The organism is Mycobacterium sp. NAZ190054, assembly GCF_001545925.1.
GTDB lineage: Bacteria > Actinomycetota > Actinomycetes > Mycobacteriales > Mycobacteriaceae > Mycobacterium.
This window is the reverse complement of sequence record NZ_LMVQ01000466.1, coordinates 1-1210: the sequence shown is the minus strand read 5'-3', so window position 1 is coordinate 1210 and position 1210 is coordinate 1. Positions and strand designations below refer to the sequence as shown.

At 71.0% G+C, this 1210-nt stretch carries 2 pseudogenes; one reads left to right on the top strand and one right to left on the bottom strand.

The features are described 5' to 3' along the window. Positions 1 to 126: pseudogene (locus tag ASJ79_RS32775) on the top strand (DUF3556 domain-containing protein); the annotation flags it as partial. Here the strand turns inward: ASJ79_RS32775 and ASJ79_RS24295 are convergent. Then, positions 100 to 1210 (bottom strand): annotated as a pseudogene (locus ASJ79_RS24295) (3'-5' exonuclease); the annotation flags it as partial. The pseudogenes ASJ79_RS32775 and ASJ79_RS24295 overlap by 27 nt on opposite strands.

The following is a 1210-nucleotide window of genomic DNA, read 5'->3' as shown; positions in this document are numbered from 1 at the left end:
ACCACCAGCGGCATAGACGGATTCACCGACGTCGCCGCCTGGTACCACGAACCGATCGTGTACCAGAAGGTGGTCTTCTTCACGATGCTGTTCGAGGTCGTCGGCCTCGGCTGCGGCTTCGGCCCACACGTCGACGGTCCCGCACGGCGCGCCCGCGGCGACGGACGCGTCGATGGTGTCCTTGAGCTCCACCAGGAACGCCGACGGCCCCCTCGGCTTGGATTCGGTGGCGCCCCAGTGGTGGCCCGACACCAGCAGCGTGTCCTCGGCCCGGGTGATCGCCACGTACAGCAGGCGGCGCTCTTCGTCGGTGCGCCGCTGGTCCAGGCTGCGCTTGTGCTCGTAGATCTTGTCCGACAGGCCTTTCCGGTCAACGACATCGGAGGTGTCGAGCACCGGCACGCCGTGTTCGGACACCGTCGCGCAGTCACCGCGCAGCAGCGGCGGCAGGTCGGCGGCGTCGGTGAGCCACGTGCGCGGGGACGCGGTGGACGGGAAGATGCGCCCGGACAGGTGCGGTACGGCGACGAGCTGCCATTCCAGCCCCTTGGCCGCATGCACGGTCAGGATCTGCACACGGTCGGAGGACACCGTGACCTCGGCGGGCGCCAGGCCGTTCTCGACCTGTTCTGCGGTGTCGAGGTAGGCCAGCAGAGCCGACACCGTGGCCGCCCCGTGTGAGGCGAAGTCGGCCACCACGTCGGCGAACGCGTCGAGTTGCTCGGTGCCCGACCATCCCGCCGAGACCGGTTGCGCGGCACGAACTTCGGTGTCGATGCCGAGCACCCGACGCACCTCGGTGAGCAGATCCGGCAGCGGGCTGTCCAGATGTGCCCGCAACGCCGTCAGCTCACGGCCCAGCGCGACGATCCTGGCGTGCCCGTCCTCGGAGTACGCCGCGGCCGGGCCGGGGTCGCAGATCGCGTCGGCCAGGCACGCGGCGTCGGCGTCGGGCCCCAATGCCGCGACGATCTCGGCCGTCGCCGACTCGGTGTCCGGTGCCGAGCCGGCGGCGACGAGGGTGACCGCCCGCCGCCACAGCGCCGCGACGTCACGGGCCCCCAACCGCCAGCGCGGACCCGTCAGCACCCGGGCGGCCTGTCCCTGTCTGGCCAGGGCATGACCGTCGAGAATCAATGCCTGCGAGCCGCCCGAACCCGGCACGCCGATGAGCACCGACGAAAAGGTGTCACTCGTACCACCCACGGCC